Source organism: Paenibacillus sp. FSL R7-0331 (genome assembly GCF_000758645.1).
In the GTDB taxonomy this organism is placed as follows: Bacteria; Bacillota; Bacilli; order Paenibacillales; family Paenibacillaceae; genus Paenibacillus_AQ; species Paenibacillus_AQ camerounensis.
The window spans coordinates 177,976-200,956 of the sequence record NZ_CP009284.1 but is presented as its reverse complement, the minus strand read 5'-3'; the positions used below and the strand labels follow the sequence as shown (position 1 = coordinate 200,956).

Here is a 22,981-nt window from a genome sequence, read left to right as displayed (position 1 = left end):
ATACAGAAAAAGAGCACCCCTAAAGGTACTCTTTAACCGCTTCATGCCTCAGATGCTGTAACTGCTATCAACATCCTCTGCTTGTTCATTATTCGTTGGTGAGCTTCAGTACCTTCATCAGCTGGTACAGCAGGACTGCACTCTCCTGACGCTCTGTTTTCTTGCCTGTCTGGAACTGGAACGGGCTGTCCGCCTGCAGTATTCCGCTGTCCTGTGCGAGAACATAGTAAGGCTTCACCCATTCAGGCAGATTAGCAGGATACGCTGCTTGAGCAGCTTTTCCCTTAATGCTTGTTCCGCTATATTGCAAAGCATTGACCAGCATAACAACCATCTCCTGATGGCTGATCTCCTGATTTGGACGGAATGTACCATCCGTGAAGCCGTTAATCAATCCCGCATCAACAGCAGCATTTACTTGCACAGCATACCAGGCGCCGGACTGAACATCCTTGAAGCTTTTGGATGCCTGCTGCTTCGGCAGTATACCCAAAGCGCGGTTAAGCATTGCGGCAAATTCAGCTCGTGTGACGACTGCTTCCGCCTTGAAGCTGCCATCTCCGTAGCCGTTAATCACATTGCGGTTCGCCAGAGCCAAAATACTGTTTTTATAAGGACTGCTGCTGCTTAAATCTTTAAATTGTACCTGATTCTGAACAACGGTATATACAGAGTTTCCTTTGCGCTTCATGGTTACCTGCAGAACCCCATCCTTCCACTCCCACGTGGTAGGCACCGGAACAAAGGCCTGTGTGACCGGATCATAGGTTAATCCGCTGTAAACAGCATTTGTATCCTGGGCAACCTTAAAGCTGATACCATGACTTACATAAGCGGAGAATGCGGACAGGATCTGATCCGTACCGCTGCCTGTCAGCTTAACCTCATAGTCCACGGGGTTGCCCAGCACTACAGCAGAAGATCCCTTTAACTGGTTATCCAGCTTAACCTTATAATCATTTGCCGCCTGGGCAATTGTGATTACAATTTCTCCTTCTGTCTTACTACTGGAAGACAAAGAATTGACCGGCAGCTGAAGCTTGCCTGACGCAGATTCCAGGATCAGCACAGCGTCTTTTGCACTGCCATTAATACTATCCAGAACACTTGAACCAATCCGGAACTGGGCATGCTGCGTTACTGCGGTTTCATCAGCCTTGACAGTAATGACCGGACTCTTTTTGAATTCAGCATCAGTCAGAATCTTTGAAATATAAGCGGAAGAGATTTCCGTCAGTGAAGAACGGGTGCCGTCTGTATTCTCTTGCATTGTAGTCACGAGCTTGGCATCTACCGCAGGCGCAGCGCCAGAACCACCGGTTGCACCGGCATTTCCAGGGCCGCCCACGTTTCCAGGGCCGCCGCCGTTTCCGGGTACGGTTCCTGCTCTGTCGTCAATAATAGCCGGCACAGTAACCAGAGTACCCATACTCTCAAATCTATTAACGGTCTGACGGGTAATTACAATCTTATCTCCAGGATTGCCGATATTTCCAACAGGAACGGTAATAGTTGAACTATTTGGAGCAACGATTCCATAACCATAGTAACGGTACTGCTTTTCATCGTACACACGGATAATATCTCCCGGCATCAGGTTATTCACGACAACCTTATCCGATTGAATCCAGTATTTATATACACTGATGGACGATGCCGCAATATCCGGCGTTACTTTTTCCAGAAATGCCCCCTTACTGTAGAACGGGGAAACAAAGCTGTCATTCTCTGTAAAAACACCGATTCCCAGCGCTTCATCAGGTACTGCTATATCGAGGGTAAGGCTATAATTTTTCTGTCCGCTGCTTACTACGGCTAAAGCTTCTCCTATGGGGCCTTCCGCATCAACAAAGTACAAAGAATATCGTGCGCCAGGCAGTTCTTCTGCTCCTGCAGTCCACTTCACTGTGCCTTTAAATACATTAATTGCCGGATCACTGTCTGTCAGCACTATATCTGACGGGAGATAGCCGGGTGCATCATAGAACGGTACGAGGAGATACATATCCAGCACACGTTCGCTAACAAAAAGACCGTCGCCTTTAAGAACCGGGAACACCCCTAAGCCTACTGTCCCTTTAGGCACATCACTGAAGGATATATCGTAGATAAATAATGAATCTGTTGATAATTCTCTCTCTTTAAGCGCCCAAGATGATTGAAGCTTTTTTCCAGTGCTATCTACAAAATAAATCGAATAAGCTAGAATATCTTCATCGCTGGCAGCCGGTTTGAAGGACAAGAATCCGCCAATCCGTCCGGCAGCCATATCATCATCTACAAACTCTCCATTCGAGGGCATCAGTGAAGCACTTCTTACATTCTGCATTTCTTCAAGACTGTCAAACTTATATAATTTACTGTCTGTAGATAAGAAAATAGCCTGGTCATTCCCCACATAAGCTTTGTTGATAGTCATAAATAAATCATATGTTTGTGAAAAACTGTCTCTGTCGTAAACTTTAGTTTTGCTGAATACCAGGCTACCGCGCGCATAAATAATATCATCCTGATAAGTTCCATAAATAATAGAAGGTTTATCCAGGTCATATCTGGAGTATCCGTAATAAAAACTGTTACCATCCATTAGCAACGGATAATATGAACCGAACTGTCCATAGCTTTCAAGCAAATCAAAACTCTGGCTGTTGAACTTTTCGAAGCCCATAAAACCCATTCTATAGATAATTTCCCGATCCGGATCGAACGCAAAGCTGCTATACGTGGAACTAATATTGGTCTCAACTTCGTATACAGCATCCGAGACAGAGCTGTATACTGCTGAAGTAACACTTATACCGGGACTGAATGAACTTCCGCTATAAATAATCCGGTTATTATAATCAGGGAATACATTTATCGGATAATGTCTGGTCGTAACCTTGGCAATATCCGTTTCCTGCGGTATACCGTCATGCAGATTGACAACATTAATATGATTTTCGCCTTCGAAGATTACATAGAGCTTGTTATCAAATAATTTGATTTGTCTCGGTTTGGAGCCGATGAACATTTTCTTTAACACACTCAGGTCTGCTTTGCTGATAACAGCCAGCTCATTGGTATCGGCAAGAATGGCATAAATATAAGCGGAGCTGTCGTTCGTAATCCAGTCTGTAATGGTATAGTCACTCTTGAGTGAATGAACACCGGATGTAAAAAGTGCTGACTTTTTAGGAGGGATCGAAAGATCTACTCTGGTAATCGTTTTGCCGTCAAAATACGAATTCACTGTTCCAACGAGATAAGCTCGGCCCTTGGAATCAACCAGGGCAAACCGAGGATCATTAGCAAACGGGACCAGTAGTGTATACGATTCCCTATCGTAGACTCCCTGTATCGTAACAACGTAAGTATCTGTCACAGACAGGATAACTGATTCAAGGTATGAATAGCTGTTAGGGGATCTTGGATAGCTGCCTGTAGTCTCAAGTACGTTAAATTTATTAAATTCATGTCCGCCAAAATATACGGATTGTCCATCTATGAAAATATGCTTAAGCGCAAATGAATCACTGCCGCCAATTTCCATATTATCGTAAGAATCATTACTAATTATGGCTCCGCTCTCTGCATCTAAGGCGGTTAATCCGGCATGAGTGGATATCCGACCGGCATATAGCGTATTAGTAGCCTCATCAATGGCCAGAGCCGCCTCATCAATTGAGAATTCTCTGGTTAACATAGTTGCTGCACCGCTAGCCTTGTCATACTTATAAATCCCCTCAGCAGTATCATAATACAGGTATTTAGAGCTGGCAGCGACTGAACTGGGAATCCCGGTTGTAATAATAGTACCCGTAACCTGTTGAGCAGAAAGGTCCACTGTCTTAATCATAGTCGCTCCGGAAAGGGCAATCTGTAAAAATTGTCCGTCCTTTGCCAGATACGAAGGTCTTGAGCCTACATTTAACGTCTTCTCAATTTTAAAATCACTGAGCCGGATAAAATAGAGATTATTCTCACTGCTTGAGACGGCGTAGATATAGCCTGCCTCTTCATCCATAATCCAGTCCGTTAAGTCAGCGGGGAGTGAGAGCTCCACAGAGGATGCTGATGGCTCTGCACTGGCTTGAGGCATAATCACCCCGGGCAGATTAAATATCAAAAGCACTAACAGAAATATTACTAGACATTTTTTCCCCGTTTTCATAAATCGAGCTCCTTGTTGTTGGTTTTTACCAGATTTCATCATACTATGCAGTGGAAATTCTTTCTATTAAATTTTAGGAGATTAGGCCCAATTTTGATCAAATATGAACAAAAACCAAGTACATAGACAAATATTAAAAAAGCAGGGGAGAGGAAGCACGGCACCCTGCCTTTCAGTCTATTTTTATAGCATCGCAATATAGATTCCGCAATATAAATCGCAGCCGCACCATCAGAAAAAAGCGGCCCCGAAAGGCCGCTCCCCCACTCTACTCCAGCTTCATATAAAATAAATTCGCCGTACTATCCTTGGTAATCGTATGCGCCCCCGCCGCAAGCGGAATCGTTGCGATCCGGTTCGTGATCGGATAGCTTGTTCCGTCTACTTTAATCTGCGTTCCTTCGTCGTTGAACACGAGGGTTAACGTCGATGCTGTTGCAGCCGTAAACTGGATGCTGGTCGAGCTCTCGATTTTCAGACATTGGGTCAGGGTCAGGCCATTGTAAACTACCGTCCCTTTGCTGGTAGAGAGATTACCTTGAATAGTATAGAAGCTGCTCGTTTTTCCGGATGCCGTAAAGTTATGGACAGACGCTCCCGCAGCCGGGGTCGATGTCGGTACCGGAGTTGCTGTTGGCACAGGCGTTGCTGTCGGTGCAGGAGTCGCTGTAGGCGCAGGTGTTGCTGTTGCTGCCGGTGTAGGCGTAGGCGTTGCTGTTGCTGCCGGTGTAGGCGTAGGCGTTGCTGTTGCTGCCGGTGTAGGCGTAGGCGTTGGTGTGGCACCGGAATTGCCACCTACAGAGACCAGCTGGGTAGTATAACCCCGTATCGCCGACATCAGTGCGGCATTGAGCGCATACGAAATATCATCCACTGCATTGTTAAAGGTCCAGCTAAAGTCGCCGCCGCCCAGGCGCCCGGCTTTTGCTCTTACATTCTGCTCAACCGCACTTACGCTGTCAACCGCAGAGGCACTCACTCCCGTATTCACGGACGTATCAAAGTTGTTGTAGGCTGTTCCGCCTTTTAAAGCTTTGAACGAACTCGGGACACTCTCACTTCTTGAGGATGCCAGATAAGCATCAAAAGAGGTCGCATTAGCCGCAGCAGTCCCCGTGCCGGAGTTAGCATAGATCAGGCTGGCTGCACCCGTCACCTGATTGTTATACGCCTTGATCATCCCGCCGTTTTCGCCGGAGAAGGTACCTTCCCCGAGTGCATCCGTGCCCTGCAGGGAGATCATCATCGGATATTTAGCATTGCGGAAGACGTTGGATTCTACAAAAGCGGAGCCTCCGTTTGTAACACCCACGCCATATTTGGAGATTCCGTCAAAATAGTTATTATAAATATGGACAGACGCTACCCGGATACGCGGATGGCGGGAGTCCGAGTGATCGAACCAGTTATGATGGAAGGTAGCATAGAATTCCGATGGCTCAGTCAGGCCGACCAGTGAAGCTTTTCCCGAATCAAAGTAATGGTTATAGGAGATAGTAATATAGGAAGAACCGTTCTTGAGGTCGGTCGAGCCGTCACCCTTGGCCTGATCCGCATCCCCGCCTGCCGCTCCGTAGAAAATATCATTATTATGCACCCACACATTTGCATTCCCGGTATCCATCGACACGCCGTCGTCAGGGAACAGCATCAGCCCCAGGTTTCTTACTTCTACATTGCCCACATAACGGAGGAGCAGCCCCCAGCCGTATGCATAAGCATCCTTGCCGATTCCTTCGATGGTTATATTCATTTCCGAAAAATTATTTTTGCCTTTGACCTGCAGATAACCGCTGCTGTTCAGCTGACCGCTCAGATCCGAAGCCGTTACCTTCCCGATAAGCCGGATGGCCAGCGGAGTTGTATCATAACCCTTTTGCCGCAGATTCAAAATATCACCCAGACCAACACCGGTCTGCACCGTACCGGAGCTGCTCGTTTTGACAGGCAGGGTTACTGTTTGAGCGGTCTGCGAGGTAATATAAAGGACCTCTGCGCCAGTTCTCAGCGTTCCGTTGGCGTTATAAGCGCCGGAGCCTGTACCGAAGGGAGAGCTTGGTGAAAAGGCAAATCCCGACCGGTCATGCGCCGTTACATTCAGCGTGCCTGTTACGCTGTCCGCGGTTCCTCCTCCTGACAGCACAGCCACTACCTTCATTACATAGCTTCCGGCGGCCAGCCCGACTGCATCCGCCCTCCAATAGGAGGCGTATTTGCGGATTAGCTGATTGTCCAGCTGCTGATACTGTGAGTCCGCTGCGCCTGCCTGCTTCACATATACGTTATAACCTGTTGCACCGCTTACCGGCGACCACTCTGCATAAGCCGTTTCATTCCAGCCTCCGCTTCCGGTAATCGATAACCCTGCCGCATGTACTGTAGGGCTTGCCCAGTTGCCTGCCACCAAAGATAATGCCATTGAAAATAAAAGCAAAATGCCTGTTACCCTTGCTATCCTCTTCTTCACTTCATTCCCTCCCATAAATTAGGTCCTGAAACACCCTCAGCATATCCCCGTGTAAGCGGTTGCGAAACAATCATTTACTCATATCGCAAGCTGTATTGCAGAATTCTGGCTTAATGATTATTTGACAGAGGGATGATCGTTTTCTTCCCTGCTTGCGGACTACAGGCGGGCGGGACCACAGCAAAACAACCCCACAATGTGAGCCTGTACCCGTATGCTGACTCGTGTGCTTTGCGGGGAACCAAAGAACGCATTCATTCTTTATTACCAAAAAAAGCAGCCGGTTAGGGCTGCCTGCAACTCTTTTCTCAATAGCTCCGCGAGTATTCCGCTTTCTCATGTAAATGAACAATATCATGGCCCGTCGGATTCTGGAATACCCGCAGCCCGAAGGTTGGGATAACCGCAAAAATATGATCAAAAATATCTGCCTGCACCGATTCATACACGCCCCAGGTGGTGTCATTGCTGAATGCGTAGATCTCCAGGGGCAGCCCGTTATCTCCCGGTGCCAGCTGGCGGACAAGCAGCGTCATATCCTTATGAATTTTCGGATGATTCCGGAGATATTCCTGAATGTAGGCTCTAAATATACCGATATTCGTAAGCTGCCGTCCGTTCACCTTGCTCTCCGTATTGACCTGATGCTCGATATTATAGTCATTAATCTCACTTATTTTCGCCGTTACATAATCATTTAAATAGTGGATCTTCTGAAACTCCTCAATCATTTCCCTGGTACAAAAGCACACGCTGCTCGTATCGATATACACACTGCGTTTGATCCGTCTCCCGCCCGATACCTGCATGCCCCTCCAGTTTCTGAAGGAGTCTGAAATAAGCGCGTAGCTGGGAATCATTGTGATCGTTTTATCGAAGTTCATCACCTTTACAGTGTTCAGGGTAATGTCGATGACCTCTCCGTCCGCATTATATTTGGGCATCTCAATCCAGTCGCCGACCCGCACCATATCATTGGAGGACAGCTGAACACCAGCCACCAGGCCCAGTATGGAATCCTTGAAAATCAGCATCAGCACCGCAGATAAAGCCCCCAGCCCGCTAAGAATGATCAACGGATTCTGCCCGATCAGGTTGGAAATTACCACAATGGCGCCAATGATGAACAGAATGATTTTGGCAACCTGAATGTAGCCCTTAATCGGTCTAATCTTAGAGACATCAAAGGAACGGTAAATCGCATCAACCGCATCAAGCAGCGCATTCAGTATCGTGATGGTTACGATAATCATATAGGTCATTGCCGCTTTTTCAATCAGGGACTGAAATGACGGAAAAATAGAAGCCGAGTAGTAGATAATGAAGGCCGGCGCCAGATGGGACAGCTTGTGGAACACCTTTTTCTCCAAAATAATGTTATCCCACGTATACCGGTTGTTATGGATGATATGAATGATGACCCGCAGCACAATCTTTTTGACTACAAAATTAGCCAGTACACAGAGCAGTGCTATAAAAACGACCATGATTATACTCGAAAGATAATCCAGCATCACCCCGCCTACACCAAACTCCAACAGCTGATTCTTAATAAAATTCATAGCTTCCTCCTGTCTTCAAGCACTGGCCTATCATTATAAAGGAGTACCCGGAGTTACGCAAAAATCGGTTCCATTGTATGTATATATTCAGCGAAATGCAAAACGATAAGTAACAGCCCCGCGGCATCCACCGCGGGGCTGTTTGTTAACAGATATCAAGTCTTACAGGTCCAGACCCAGATCAAGCACGATATTCAGCATCCGCATGATAATCGTTACCGACTGATCACGGGTAGCTGTATCGTTCGGTGCGAACTTACCATTGCCCATACCGGATACGATACCTGCTCTGCTAAGCTGTTCAATGCTGTCCGCAGCCCAATGATTGCTAAGATCGGAAAACCCGGCTGCATTGGCAGGAGCACTCATGTCGAGCACACGGGCCAGGATTGCAGCCATTTCAGCACGGGTGATCTGCTGATTAGGACTATAGCTGCCGTTGCCGGCACCGTTTACAATACCTGCGCGATGCAATGCGCTGATATAGGTATCCGCCCAGTGGCCACTGGTATCGGAGAAGGAACCTGTTCCTCCTGCCGTATCCATGCCTAACGTACGGACGATCATCGCAGCGAATTCAGCCCGGGTTACATTATTTGAACCGTTAAATGCACCGTTAGCGTTGCCTTCAACAATGCCAAGCTGTGAAGCAGCCTGAATTGCTTTTGCAGCCCAATGCGTCTGCGGCACGTCAGAGAAGCTGACCGGCTGGTTTGCCTGCAGGGATTGCTGCAGCTTAGCCTTTATCTGCTCTGCGTTTGCGATGGTACTCTTGAATACCGGTCTGTCCGGTGTCGGCGTCTGTGCAGGAGAGCCTGTATCTGTTCCAGAGCCAGGACCTGCTGTAGGACCCGGAGTTGGCGTCGGGGCTACCGGATTAGGTGCCGGATTATTATTCTGGTACACCGTTACCATAATCTTTAAGTTAGCAGGCTCACCTGCGCTGAAGACGAAGGTCAGAATATCGCCATTCGACAGTGTCGCCAGATAGCTGTTCTTAATTGTAACCTCCTGCTTGCCATCCGGGGTTACAGCAGCAAGGCTGTAGTCGGTGTCAGCAAGTGCCGTTTCGCCTTTTTTGATTCCGCTAAGCGTATTGCCGTTTAATGTTACCGTTACCGTGATATCGGCTCCCGCATTCGAGTAGTATGTGGTCTCAGTTACAGACAGCATAGAATTCTCTGCCGGTGTCTCGTCCACTTCTACAGTGTAGTAAATGTTAGACACCGGAAGCTGCATATTCTGAACCTCATCCCGGATGTCTTCACCCAGGTAAAAGCTCAGATGTGCCGGCTGGTTATACATGGCGTTCTGCGAATTTGCCGCCAGACGATACTGCGGATCATGCATCAGCGTATAAATCACATTGTCTGTCGGAATATCGGTCGTGTAGATTCTCAGCGCATTATTGTCATCAGTACGGACAAGAACCTCATCACGCCAGTCGCCGAAAATATCAGCAATCAGGCTTGGGTTTGCTTTGGTTCCGTTGTTGGAATACGTTCCGGTTAAGGTCTGGAGCGTTGTAAGCTCACTTTGCTCCGTTGCCACATCATAATTAAATTTCGTAATCGAAGGAGCAACTGTTGAGTTGTAGTTATCCGGACCGTCAAAGAACTCGCTCAGCAGATCTCCGTCCCAATACAGGATGAAGTTAACAGGTGCCTTGTTAGAAACACCGATACCGCCTACATCACTTGTAATCAATTCTCCGCTCACAATATTATACATGGGCGTTCCTACAGCCCAAACCTCAAAGCCTGGTAAAGGAGTTACATTGGCTGCAACGCCGCGCCCAACATCGCCCAGGTTAGCTGAATATGTCCACACAGCCTCCCCTGTGGAACCGCGAACCAGGGTTACGTTGTTCGGCGGACTGGCTTCATGCGGCTGGAAAACATAGATTTCGTTGCTGTCAGGCACCATTGCGGCTACATGCAGCGCGTCCCCGTGTCCTCCGGCCACTGTCCCTCTAGTACCGTTTGTGCTCCATACAATCGTTCCGTCCTGGTCGATCGTGATACCGCCAAGCACAACCTCGTTATAACCGTCATAATCCACATCGGCAACCTGTACATTGTGATTGCCCTGATTGTTGCCGGCATTCCAGTCAGCCAGCGTAAACGTCCAAATCTCCACAATTTTACCGTCAATAAACTGATAGGCAGCTACGTACTGCGGGCCGTAGTGGGCACGCACCTCTATAACCGTAGGATAAGGCTCCGCGCCGTATTCACCATTTTTCGGCATATAGGCAACAGCTCCATTAAAGCGGTCGCTGCGGTTATTATTGTTATCGCCCCAGTTTGCGCTAATACTGTACGGTGCAAAATAATCAACGGTATCAGCCGGCTTCCCGGTTTCTCCATTAAATACCGTAAAGGTTTCCGGGCCGGACGCCACTCTGCCCAGCGCCGTGTTATTGATCTGGTTATCTTTTGCCGGATTCTGAAGGCCGCCTACCCATACCGCTTCCGGGTCGCCCAACACCCAGGCAGGAGTGTCCGTCAGATCATCAATAGTGCCATCTGCTTTAGGAAGATATCCTCTTGTTCCGTCGGCTGTCTTAACGGAAAACTCCGCTTTTCCGTCCTGATCCAGATCGTAGAAATTAAAGGCACTGTGATGCGCGCTGGACACGATATTGATACCCAGGTTAATCCTCCACAGCAATTTCCCTTCCAGCGTATAGGCATCAAAGATCGTCTCGCCGGTGTGCCTGTTGGTGAGGCCCGGATCTTGTGCCTGGGACGGATACCATTTTACAAGAATCTCATACTGTCCATCACCATTAATATCAGCTACAGAGGTATCGTTAGCTGTATAGGTAATGGGCTCGGCATTCGATGTTGCACCATAGGCAAGTGCCGGATTATCACGATCTGCCGGTCTCTGCAGCGGAATATCAATATAATTATTGGCCCATGCCGTCGCGGGCTTGCTCACTGCACCAGTGCTTATGGTCTGTACTTCGTATACGTCTCCGGTTGTGCCGCCTGCATCCACATAATCCAGTACAGTAACCGGTGATGTATTGATTTTATCCCCGTTTCTGAATACGTTGAAGGTTAAGCCTTTGTTATACTCAGAGGATAGCAAACGCCAGGTTACAAGCACACCGTTGCCGCTGTTCACCGGAACTGCTACTACCCCTCTATCCAGCCATTCCATTGAGATTGGCCTGGAGGTAATCTTCTCTTTATGACGGTTCTCAATGTACAGCTTCGCCTTTAACCCCATCCGGTTAACTGCGACATCCGCAACACCCGTAAGCGTTCCTGCATAGGAGAATACGCCCTGCTTATCTGCTGTATACACTAGCTCTGCTGCCGGGGCAGACCACGGGGCTTCTGTTAATGCCCAGGTTACGCCTACTTCCGCAGTAGTATCGTCCGCCAGCTTAACCTTAACGGTTGCCGGCAGATTAAGCCCTGCCTCGTCAGCAACATCGCCGATGTACACGGTCTTGAACCAGCTCTGCAATGTATTGCTGTCTGCTGTTTCAGGGCGCTCCGCCAAGAACTCGTACGGCAGCACTTCGACAATCGTGTCAGCTGAAAGCTGCTTAGTAAAGAAATACAAATTATCTATGCCATTATCAACAACACCGACGTTATTTCCGCCTGCGCGCTCACCTGTAAGGACAAATGAGCTGATCTGGCTGCCCTCAAAAGGAATCGTCAGCACAGACGGCACTGCCTCAGCAGCATCTCTAGGAACAAGGGAAACTGTGGCGAGCATTGTATCAAAATCAAACTCAACACCTACCTTATACCATACATTTACTTCGTTATAAGTAAAGGCGTGGTAACGGTCACTGCTCCAGAAGTTAGCCGGGTTAGGTCCGGTCGGCCCCGGCAGGGTCCCTGCAAACGCACCTATTGTTCTCGCCCCGTCATAGGTACCTGTTCTTAGACTAAGCAGAACATTGGCCCCGTCCTGGAAGCTCAGGTTAAACGTATTCTGCAGTGTAGTAACCGCTGGAACCTTCCAGTCTAAATGAACATAGACCTTACTGCCGGAGACAGCCTTGGGCAAGTCTCCCTTGCCGCCGCGGTTGCCTGAGCCGGATGCATCAAATCTGAAATAGTTATTAACCTGAGGCGTTTCCTCTCTGGCAATCGTGTGATAGTTGCCCCCGGCAAATATCCACAGCGGAGCTGTTCCGCCTGCAGCAAAATTGCTTCCGAACTCCTGCGTATATCCTTCTGCTAACAGAGCAGAAAAGTCCGGAGCTGGTTCTGTAACGGAAGGAACATATTTTACTGTGACCGGCACGCTGTTCTTAACAGACCCCTCCATTGTGGACACAGCTGTAAGAGTAGCCTCGCCTGCACCGATTGCGGTTACCTTTACACTCATATCCGGATTTACCGCTATCGCAGCAACCTTCTCGTCGCTGATAGACCATGTAAACGTCCGGTCGGTCGCATTAACAGGCATTACAACCGCACTGTATGTGGCTGAATGCTTGTCTGCCAGCGAACCCTCTCCATATTCCAGATGAGCAGCGGAAGAAGGAGATATCGTTAATTCGCTCGGGTTAATGACCGGTTTCACTCCGCCGGATGCTGCCGCCTTGAAGAGAATATTATCAACGCGCATGCCATACGTGTCTTCATCCCAGTCAACGCCCGTTACTGCGTTAAATCTTGCCCAGTTTTGTCCGCTTGCCCGGCTTGCCCCGATGCTCATACTGGTCAGCTTGTCGGAACCAATTGCGATCGGCTGCGGCGAAGTGTATACTCTGGAACCACCGTCGGTAACGCTGACTGACGCTACTTGGGCCAAAAGATTAAGACTCAGGGTTGCCGACAGTTTGGTCAGTCGCGGCACGCCTGTTAGCGCAGCAATGGACGTGCCTGTTGCCGGAGCATTGGCCGCGTTCATGTTACCGGCGTAATAGGATATGGCCGCCGGTGAGTCTGCATTCGTTCCGCCGCCGGCAGTCCGCAGCGTTATAACCTGATCTGTCCCGTTATTTAGGCGGACATCAAGCGAGTTGGCGCCGGGACGGGTAATATCAGCCCACCAGTCAAAGGATACTTCAACCTGATCCTTGCCGGTAAGGTCATATTCACCGCTATTTAAGGGAAGCGTCCACCAGTAGCTTGCTTGTTTGGCCTCATTTGAATCCGTATCGGATGGAGGTTGTACGCGAAGTGCTTTATTTGATTCATAGACAGCTACTGTAACAGACCCGGAGCCAGTGGCTGCCGGAGCACCGGTTACTGTCCCTGCCAGCTCGCCATCTTCAAAATCCAAAACACCGCCCACTTGTGTCAAAGCTACTGCTGCAGTTGAGGGGCCGCCGCCTTCGGGTGCACCTAATACCATTGAGGGCATCAGCGTAATTACCATTGAAGCTGTGAGAACTGCAGACATGTACTTTTTAAGCCTTCTCTTCAATACCTTCACTCCTCTTTGTAAAATCATGAAGCTGCCAGGTCCTGCTGAAAAAGTTCGCTCTCCAGGTCTACTGAGTTAAGCGCTTTCAAATGAAGATTTAAAATAAAGCGCTTTCTATTTTCTGCTCACCTCAATTCTCTATGAATTTATTAGACCGGCTCCAGATCTTCTTGCATGGATTGCCAAAGATATGTCAGATTGTAAGCCATCGCTGAATGCGCTGTAAATCATGGCTACTGATTTCTATTATCATTTTTGATCATCTATCAAAAGTGAGGGTTAGGCGCATATTCTAATCAAATTTAACGAATTTTTAAGATATCTCCCTGTAGCTGCCCGTGATTAACGCATTAGTAACAATCTACATTTGTGCATAATATCTCGGGTTGGACTTTTTGGAACGTTTACTACTATTTTGAATTTTCTATTAAAACAGCCCAGGCACATCAAAAAAAGCGGTAAGAGTTCTGCCTCTCACCGCTTTCTTACACACTATAGTATTCCTTCCGGCAAAGGCCGGGAACGATGTTCTTACTCGCCCCTATAAGCCTTATGCAATACTGCAAGGTCGAATTTCTTCATCTGCATAAAAGCCTTCGTCACACGCGCGATTTGCTCCGGTGTTCCTTTTCCCAGTAGCTCGTCCATTTCAGAAGGTACAATCTGCCACGAAATACCGAATTTATCCTTCAGCCAGCCGCACTGCTCAGCCTCGGGAACGGCCGACAGCTTCTCCCAGTAATGATCAATTTCCTCCTGCGAATCACATTTCACCATAAAGGAGATTGCCTCGTTGAAGCTGAATTTATGCTCATGTGCACTGTCCATTGCGGTAAACCACTGGTTACCCAGCCTAAAGTCAGCGAACATAAGGGTCCCTTCCTGGTCAGGCTCCGAGCCCTTAGGATAGCGGGCAATCGTTCCCTGCTGTGAGTTGCCAAATACGGATAAATAGAGAGACATCGCCTCTTCCGCCTTACCGCATTGATCACCTACAAACAAAAAGGACGGAATAATAGCCGGCCGCTCCTCGCCCTCCGGATTCGTAAGCATCAGCTGCCAGGACACGCCAAATTTATCCTGAATCCAGCCATACCGCTCACTGAACGGATATTTATCAAGCGGCATTAGTACCTGTCCGCCCTCAGATAGCTTGCTCCAGATCTCATCTATTTGCTTAGCTGCGTCCTTATCGCGTGACGGATCAAAGTTAACGAAGAAGGACACGGACGGATTTAACTTAAAATAAGGCCCTGCACTGATCGCCATAAACTTCTGTCCCCATATTTCAAAAGAAACCTGATCACAGTCGCCTGACGGTGTGTCACGCAGTGTATGAACACTCGTAACCTTGGATTCGGGGAAAACAGCGGCATAGAAATTAGCGGCTTCTACCGCTTCTTTGTCATACCATATATGCGGCACAATGGACTGATTATGATTGGTCACCGTTCTTCCTCCCCGGCTGCTTGCCCATTCGGAGCAACATCCACCTGAAAAGTAACGCCGAACTTGTCCTTAACAATCCCATACAACGGACTCCAATCCGTCTTCTGCAGAGGCATGACCACCTGACCGCCGACTGCGAGCGCAGCAAAAATCTCCTGCCCTTCTGCCTCCTCTGAAGGATGAACCGCAATCTGAACCGTATCCCCGTCCGCCTGATGTTCAGTGCCCGGAAAAGTATCAGAAAACATAAGATCAGCATTACCTACCTTCAATTGTGCGTGCATAATGAGGGATTTCATCTCCTCCGTCAGCGGATGATCCGGATTCTCCGGCAGATCCCCAAACGTCATGATCCCGACCACGCTCCCGCGCAGCGCTTTTTCATAAAAATGCAGCGCTTCTCTTGTGTTTCCATTAAAAACAAAATACGGATTCAAACCGATTGACATCATTTTCATCCCCTTTGGAACAAGTTGGTCAGTCAGCTCTATTATACACAAAATTTTAGGGAAATAAACGAAATTATACGAACATATGAACGCTTTTTATATTGTAATAGTAGATTTAGGAAATGGGGTGCTGGTGGGGGAAACACCCTTGCAGGTAGCGAGAGTTTTTGGAGTCTAAACGTTAGTTTTCATTCCAACCTTGTAAATTACCGCTCTAACTCCGATCTTTAGAGCTCTTTTGAAAAGCTGCGATATTCAGAAATCCAACTAAGACAGCTTCCTCTTTCTGGAATCCTAAAATTCAATTTGAGGCTCATTAAACGGTTGTACAGATATCGATTGCAGGGCATCAGATAATCAGGGTTTAATTCCACGCACTACAAATAGCATATAAATTTGAAAGTCCCATACTCTTTTCTGGCTTATGATGAGTTCTTTACGCTTATCGTACCGCTGACAGATCAATGCTCTGAGTTCCTCAGCATATGTATACTTGCCGTCAAATTGGTTTAATCCCATTTCTAATCCTTCTATGGCCTGCTGACGCTCCAACTCTACCATTCTTAGCTTTTGCTCAATGGAATTACTTGAGTTATCCAGAATTACCGGCAAGGTAATTGCGTCTACTTCTATTTGAACGAAACCAAGTTCCTCGAATAGTAATGGTAATACTGAAGGCTCTGTTGCATACTTTCCAATTCCCCTCGAAGAATCTTTCCTCGACCAGATGTCATGAATCGGTTTCCATAACTCTTGTTCCCTAACTGATATCCCAGCATGTGGAGCTGATAACGACGTAGAGACAATGCTTTTATCAGGACGAGCGCTCATCACTGAGACCACCCCACCTGATTTACATATTCGCTGTTGTTCAAGTAGAAAATCCTGATTTGGAACATGTTCGATCACCGTATGCGATAGGCAGGCATCAACAGAATCAGAAGGAAGCGGAATTTTAAGTATATCGCCTTGCATGTATGTAATATTATTTATCCTCTGCTCTTGAGCTTCTTTCCTGGCGTACTCAACAAAAGTAGAATCGCGGTCAATACCTATGAGAGAAACATCATGATTCAGCCACTTCGATATTTTTCGGGTCAATGTTCCAGGACCACATCCAAGATCGACTATACTCATTCCAGGCTGTAATCCTAATGCTCTGATAAAACAATCCTTTCGGTCATCGCTGAATCTAAGCTCTCTTGTGTAATCTAAAGTCTTAGGACCTTGAATAAGGGTTGACCAATAGATATCCATAAGCTCACCTCAATCTCAATAAATGGAATACCGTTCCAATCAAGAGTATATTATTAAAACCCTTTTACTAAAATGTTTAATTTCACTGTTAGAAAATATAATGCTCCTATAGATAATTTTTTTCTTATTTCATTTGAAAACAAAAAAGACACCCATCAATGGTGTCTTTCAGTCTACTCCATATGGAGCCGAGGGGAGTCGAACCCCTGTCCGAAGATAACGGCACATAAGTTTCTACGAGTGTAGTCACGGATTTGATGTCACCCGAGTATCGCCCCGTAACCGGGAGCATCCGCTCATACGACACTTCCATGTTCACTATTTCCTCAAAGCATTGATCTCCTGCTCTGTTAATCCAGTGGCCTTTACTATGGTCGTTATGTCCAGATTTAAATCAAGCATATTTTTAGCCACTTTTTTTATACCTGCCATTTCTGCACTTCCCAGCATAGAAGCCTCATCATGCAGATACTTCTGCCTGGCCTCATACAATCGTCTAGCATCCGAATCCTGACTCAGATATTGCAGGGTATCCATTGCTTTTTCCAATCCTGGCTCATTCATCTTCAACACCTCCCATTGTGATGTATCGGCACCTTTCAGAAAAAGCAACCAATTGATCAGTCCGCCTTCAGACGGTACACTACGTTCATCTAGCTTCGGCAACTCTAGAAAATGAACCTCTATGTCATCAATTAACTTTATTCCTGTCCGGTCTTCACGCAAATGGAATACATTATGATATTGCTCATTCTTCAGGAACGCATAGTTTAAAATATTAATCGTCACACATTTTTTCAACTCTAGATACTTCTCACCCTCACTGAGTTGACTCGCATACCGTTTGCTCCAATAAAAGAGTGTTCTTTTCTCTATGTCGTACTTATTAAATAATTGCATCTCTATATCAATTAGTTTACCTTCAGAAGTTTTAGCATAAACATCAAAAATGGACTGCTTGTCGAGTGGATCGTCTTTATCCGTATAAGGGTTCATTAGGATGATCTCGGTCAGTGGTGGCTCGCCAGCTTCCGTAAATATACGGCTAAGAAATGCCAGCAGCACATCCTTATTGTTCTCACTGCCAAATATCCGTTTGAATACAAAATCTACCCGCGGGTCGAGTAATTCCATCGGCATCAGCTCCATTCTTTATTATTATAGCATTTCCTAAGGGTTTTGAACCCTGTAAAGAGGTATAAGTCCCTCAGATTAATCTAACTATTATCAGCATTAAAAAAATCTATACAACGAAAAAAGACACCCCTAAAGGTGTCTTTCACTGATACTCCATATGGAGCCGAGGGGAGTCGAACCCCTGTCCGAAGATAACGGCACATAAGTTTCTACGAGTGTAGTCACGGATTTGATGTCACCCGAGTATCGCCCCGTAACCGGCTATACGTTGGGTCAGCCTGATTATCTTCTTCTGCTGACCCCAGGCGGAGACCAGACAGCGTATCCCACTACTTGTTAGCCCCTATCCCTGTCACATGGGCGATGCAGGGTAGAAGCACGCACACAGGTTATTAAGCTGCGAAAGCGTAGTTGTTGTTTTGTTTGCCGTTTAATAGGCTTTAGCGTTGATGAAGCGGACGCGTCCCCACTACTCGCTGCTCATGCTCGAACTACCCCCGTCGAATCCAAGAACGGCCCCTCATTAAAAAGGGCGCTTCGGATCAAGCGGATCTTCTTAGCAAGAGAGATCCAATCTGCAGCCTCAAACCTGAGAACTGCCACGAAGCAAAAATCTTACTTACCCAGTATAGCACATTTATCAACACTTTAACACGTGGGTTAAAGGAATTGAAGGAGCAATCTGGAATTCCGTCTTCCGGTAACACACGTTACCAGACTATCTGGCGATCTTCTGCTTCTCACGCAGCGCGCGCTGGATATCGCGTTGAGCGTCCTTTTTGGCGGCTGAGTCGCGTTTGTCGTATTGCTTCTTACCTTTACCGAGGCCGATCAGCAGCTTGGCATAGCCGTTACGTACATAGACCTTCAGCGGCACTATCGAGTAGCCATCCTGCTTGGACAAGCCGAGCAGCTTGTGAATCTGCACCTTATGCATCAGCAGCTTGCGCGTACGCGTCGGATCATCAGGATTAGAACGGTTACCCTGCTCAAAAGGGCTGATATGCATGTTGTGGATATGAATCTCGCCGTTACGGATGGTAGCGAACGCATCACCAATGTTCGCACGGCCATTACGCAGCGACTTGATCTCCGTACCAGTCAGCACCATACCCGCTTCAAAAGTGTCCTCGATAAAATAATCATGGGAAGCTTTTTTATTCTGGGCGAGCACTTTCCCGTCTGCTTTTTTACCCATGAAAGTCACTCCTTGAATCGATTTCCCCGCCAAGAAGCGGAGTTAGTATCAGATCTATATTGTATCAAAATGGATCCGGTGAACGCAAGGAAGGACGGCTTTCGGATTGCCCCCACTCTCGCACTCCAACCTTTTGAATTCTATTTTGACAACTGTATGTCAGTAAGTTCGTCCAAAACACTTAATTTGTCTACTCAATATGATCATTCAACATAAATATCCACACCATGAAGACCGTTTAATAAATAAGGAAAGGTAACAGAGATACAGAACGTTTCTAATACCCAATCCGTTAAAAGAGATTCGTTCCGACGTCGTCTTCAACAATGGATCAATCGCCGTACTGCTCCTTAGCCCACTCAGCACGTTTACGGACACAGGCGACGTTATTTAGTGACATCATCAGCATTTAATCCGCTAACGGACCCAGATGACGCTATTTGGTCGAATAAGCCTTATTTTTCACCGTCTAGTCACACATAAAGGCTCTGGAGTCCGCAACGTGCTGCCTAACGATACATCGCAGAGAATAACGTCATCTGAGTCCGTAAGGCTCTCAAACCATAAGGCTTACACGGTATCTTTGCGTGAAATTGCTGAGTGTGACTCGCGTGCCTGGTGTGACTGGTGTGACTCGCGTGCCTGGTGTGACTGGTGTGACTGGTGTGGCTGGTATGACCTAACTTAAGTACCCAAGTAAGCCGGCTGTGGCGTATTTACAAACAAACCAGTCGTTATGTATCTGCGTGCTCGCCTCCTATGCTAAAAGAGCGCTGGACGCGCAAAAGCGCCCCAAGCAGCCGTATGCGCTGCTTGGGGCGCCCTCAGTCTCAGTCTACTCCTGAGACTTCTTCTTCTTTTTCTTGCGGCGCACGGCGTTCTCCGCGTTGCCGCTTGCCTGGCCGCCCGGCTTTGCCTCCGGGCTGATGAAGACGCCGCCGTTTTTCTTGCGGCGGCCCTTATCCTTGCCGCTGCCGTTGCCGCGGCTCTCAAACCCGCGATCCTCCCGGCTGGTGAACCGGGTGCTCGCATCAACCCCGCGCAGCTCGCCGCTGCCCGCGCCGTCTCCAGCCGGCGCGCCGTAGCCGCCCTTGCCGGAGCCGAAGCCGAAGCTGATGCCGCGCCCTGCGGCATCTCCTCCGGCCGCTCCGCCGCGGCCTTTTCCGCCGCCGCTGCGCTCACGCGGCGCACTGCTGCCGCCCGCTTCGCCGTTCAGGGCGGCAAAAGCACGGCGCGCGGCCTCAGCCGGGCCGCCGCCCCCGCGCTTGCCGCGCGCAGGCGCACTATTCGGTGCGCCGCCAAGCCCCGCCGCATCACTGCGCGGCGTCGTCTCCCAGGCGCCGGTGCCCGCAGCGCCACCCTTGAACTTGCCCTTGCCCGTACTCCCTGCCTTGCCGGTAGACCCTTCTGCCTTGCCCGTACTTCCTGCCTTACCCGTAGCTCCACCCGCCTTGCCTGTAGCTCCTACGAACTTACCTTTACCGGCAGCACCTCTGCCCGCGCCAGCTCCGCCGGGCTTGCCTTTGCCCCCGCGGCCGCCTTTACCTCCGGCCGAGCCGCCGCCCTTGCCGGAACGGCCGCCGTAGCTGCGGTGCTCGCCCGCCGCGCGCGGCTTCATGTCGAGCAGCTCGAAGTCGATAGTATGATCGTCCATGTTCACCTTGGCGACACGGATCTTCACCTCGTCGCCGATGCGGAACACCTTGGAGGTGCGCTCGCCGATGAGCGCCATATGGCCTTCGTCGAAGTGGTAATAATCGTCCGTCAGCGCACTAAGACGAATCAGACCCTCGACTGTATTATCAAGCTCAATGAACATTCCGAAGCTGGTCACACTGCTGATCATTGCCTCGAATTCCTCACCGACCTTATCCAGCATATACTCAGCCTTCTTCAGCTGCTCTGTGTCGCGTTCTGCCTCAACCGCCACACGTTCACGCTCGGAAGACTGCTGTGCGATATCCGGCATCCGGCTGGCCAGATATTCATGCCGTTTCTCAGTCAGCGCGCCGCCGTTCTCGATCACCTCACGCATTACCCGGTGAATGACAAGATCGGGATAACGGCGGATCGGTGAAGTAAAGTGGGAATAATATTCTGCCGCCAGGCCGAAATGGCCTGTGCTTTCAGCATCGTATTTCGCCTGCTTCATCGAGCGCAGCATCATCGTGCTGATCACCGTCTGTTCCTTTGTACCCTCGATCTGCTCCAGCAGGTCCTGCAGGGCACGCGGATGAATAGAGTTGCCCCGGCCTTTGACATGATAGCCAAAGTTAGCGGCAAACGCCATAAAGTTCTGCAGCTTCTCCTGATCCGGGTCCTCGTGAATCCGGTACAGGAACGGCACCTTAAGCCAGTGGAAATGCTCGGCAACCGTCTCATTGGCAGCCAGCATGAATTCCTCGATAATCTGCTCAGCCACGGAACGCTCGCGCTTGACAATATCGACCGCCTTACCGTTCTCATCCACAATAATCTTGCTCTCTTCAAAATCAAAATCAACCGCTCCGCGCCGCATCCGCGCCCCGCGCAACTTCATAGCCAGCTCTTTCATCAGGCGGAAATCCTCAATCAGCGGACTATAACGTTCCAGCAGCTCAGGGTCCTCATCCTCAACGATTTTGCGGACATCGGAATAGGTCATTCGTTCTTTGGTCCGGATTACGCTCGTAAAGACATCATGCTTCACGACCTTCATATGCTCGTTGAACTCCATTTCACAGGACATGGTGAGCCGGTCCACTTTAGGATTAAGACTGCATATCCCGTTCGACAGCCGGTGCGGCAGCATTGGAATAACCCGGTCTACCAAGTAGACGCTGCATCCACGGTCATACGCTTCCTTGTCCAGCTCAGAGTCTTCACGCACATAGTAGCCAACGTCGGCAATATGAACGCCCAGCTTGTAGTTACCGTTCTCCAGGCGCTGCACATTAACCGCATCATCAAGGTCCTTGGCATCTGCGCCGTCAATGGTTACAATATTCAGCCCGCGCAAATCACGCCGCCCTTGCTGAATGATCTCCTCATCCGTAATCGAATCCGGAGCCTGCTCCGCTTCCCGCATCACCTCAGCCGGGAAGGCCTCCGGCAGCTGATGCTTGCGGATGACAGACAGAATATCAACTCCCGGATCATCCTTATGCCCGAGAATCTCAATAATCTCTCCCTCAGCCGATGCCCGGCCTTCCGGGTAGTTCACGATGCGCACTACAACCTTTTCACCGTCAACGGCTCCGCCAAATGACTGCTTCGGAATAAAGATATCGCGGTTAATCCGCTTATCATCCGGCAGCACAAATCCATAGGTATCAAGACTCTGGAAGACACCTACAGTCTGCAGCACACCGCGCTTAACGATCCGTACCACTTCACCTTCCATCCGTCCGCCTGACGGACTCTTGGAGGTAATGCGAATCAATACGATATCTCCGTTCATCGCACCTTTAAGGTCATTGGCATGAATATAGACATCCGGATGATCACGGTCATCGGGAATCAGGAAAGCAAAGCCCTTGGCATGAGCCTGAAGACGTCCGCGCAATAGATCCATCCGTTCCGGCACACCATAGCGGCTGTTACGGGTCAGCACAATCCGGCCGTCCTGCTCCAGCTCAGACAGCAAATCCTCAAACGCCTTAAAGGCAGCGCTGTCCTCTATTGCAAAATGGCTGACCAGCTCGTCGTACGTCAGTGGTTTATAAGCGGTTTCCCGCATGAAATCAAGTAGGATTTCCTGTGTTATCAATTAAGTCACCTCGGCCCTTTCGCAGCACTCATTATGCTGCCGGCAAATATGTATGTCTTGTCCTTTTCTGACTGTCAATCCTCAAGCAAATTTTACCTCTATATACTTCATACCCTAGTATACACGAAATCAATCCCGGTCATCCCTGTTAT

At 48.7% G+C, this 22,981-nt stretch carries 10 protein-coding genes and 1 other RNA gene; all 11 read right to left on the bottom strand.

Annotated features, from left to right (window positions below; genetic code table 11):
• Positions 1–88: 88 nt before the first annotated feature.
• The 11 genes from R70331_RS00950 to rnr all read right to left on the bottom strand — a co-directional run bounded on the left by R70331_RS00950 (position 89) and on the right by rnr (position 22,829).
• Positions 89–4,153, bottom strand: coding sequence for an S-layer homology domain-containing protein (locus tag R70331_RS00950; RefSeq protein ID WP_042172059.1), 4,065 nt, complete (start codon positions 4,151–4,153; stop codon positions 89–91).
• Positions 4,154–4,421: 268 nt separating this feature from the next.
• Complete coding sequence (locus R70331_RS00945) at positions 4,422–6,635, bottom strand: pectate lyase family protein (protein ID WP_442950562.1); 2,214 nt, start codon at positions 6,633–6,635, stop codon at positions 4,422–4,424.
• A 293-nt stretch (positions 6,636–6,928) separates the two neighbouring features.
• Positions 6,929–8,182 (bottom strand): mechanosensitive ion channel family protein, encoded by a 1,254-nt coding sequence (locus tag R70331_RS00940; protein WP_042172055.1) that lies wholly within the window; start codon positions 8,180–8,182, stop codon positions 6,929–6,931.
• 162 nt (positions 8,183–8,344) lie between these two features.
• The gene (locus R70331_RS30200) at positions 8,345–13,591 is read right to left on the bottom strand and encodes a rhamnogalacturonan lyase family protein (RefSeq protein WP_052418863.1); all 5,247 of its coding nucleotides are present in this window, start codon (positions 13,589–13,591) and stop codon (positions 8,345–8,347) included.
• A gap of 531 nt (positions 13,592–14,122) precedes the next feature.
• Entirely contained in the window at positions 14,123–15,040 is a 918-nt protein-coding gene (locus R70331_RS00930; RefSeq protein WP_042172053.1) for a VOC family protein, read from the bottom strand.
• Positions 15,037–15,489: a VOC family protein gene (locus R70331_RS00925; RefSeq protein WP_042172052.1), complete on the bottom strand. Its 453-nt coding sequence runs from the start codon at positions 15,487–15,489 to the stop codon at positions 15,037–15,039. The genes R70331_RS00930 and R70331_RS00925 overlap by 4 nt, the downstream gene beginning before the upstream one ends.
• 357 nt (positions 15,490–15,846) lie before the next feature.
• The gene (locus R70331_RS00920) at positions 15,847–16,746 is read right to left on the bottom strand and encodes a class I SAM-dependent methyltransferase (RefSeq protein WP_042172050.1); all 900 of its coding nucleotides are present in this window, start codon (positions 16,744–16,746) and stop codon (positions 15,847–15,849) included.
• Positions 16,747–17,064: 318 nt separating this feature from the next.
• Positions 17,065–17,880 carry an Rpn family recombination-promoting nuclease/putative transposase gene (locus tag R70331_RS00915; RefSeq protein WP_231576385.1) on the bottom strand — a complete coding sequence of 272 codons (816 nt, stop codon included), beginning with the start codon at positions 17,878–17,880 and terminating at the stop codon, positions 17,065–17,067.
• Positions 17,881–18,038: 158 nt separating this feature from the next.
• Positions 18,039–18,403: a transfer-messenger RNA gene (gene ssrA / locus R70331_RS30885) on the bottom strand.
• Between the two features lie 198 nt (positions 18,404–18,601).
• Positions 18,602–19,081, bottom strand: a complete 480-nt coding sequence (gene smpB / locus R70331_RS00910; RefSeq protein WP_042172047.1) for an SsrA-binding protein SmpB — start codon at positions 19,079–19,081, stop codon at positions 18,602–18,604.
• An 835-nt stretch (positions 19,082–19,916) separates the two neighbouring features.
• A complete protein-coding gene (gene rnr / locus R70331_RS00905) occupies positions 19,917–22,829 on the bottom strand; it encodes a ribonuclease R (protein WP_081947422.1) in 2,913 nt (970 codons plus the stop codon).
• Positions 22,830–22,981: the final 152 nt, after the last annotated feature.